Below are 279 nucleotides of genomic sequence, written 5' to 3'. Positions count from 1 at the left end.
AGGCCATCTTCCTCTCGCCGCTCGCAGACATCGGGAGGCCGACGAAGGCTTCGCCGACCAAGCTCGGTTCAGGCAGCCACCGCCGCCGGCTCATAGACGCGTTCGTGGCGCAGCAGCGCCCAGACGGTCCGGGCCATTTTAGCTGCCAGCGCAACGACGGCGGTGTTGGCGTGCGCCCGCGCCAGCAGGCCCCGGAGCCATTGGCCGATCCGCGTATCGCTTTTGCGAAGGGTCGGCATCGCCGCCCGTGCACCCTGGATCAGCATCTTGCGCAGGTAC

At 68.5% G+C, this 279-nt stretch carries 1 pseudogene; it reads right to left on the bottom strand.

Annotation, left to right across the window (positions count from 1 at the left end):
• Window positions 1-68: 68 nt before the first annotated feature.
• Window positions 69-279 (bottom strand): annotated as a pseudogene (locus KZZ06_RS20515) (IS110 family transposase); the annotation flags it as partial.

The sequence above is a fragment of the Sulfitobacter sp. CW3 genome (genome assembly GCF_019392245.1).
GTDB lineage: Bacteria > Pseudomonadota > Alphaproteobacteria > Rhodobacterales > Rhodobacteraceae > Sulfitobacter.
Note: the sequence above shows the minus strand (reverse complement) of the source record. Positions and strands in the feature narration are given on the sequence as shown.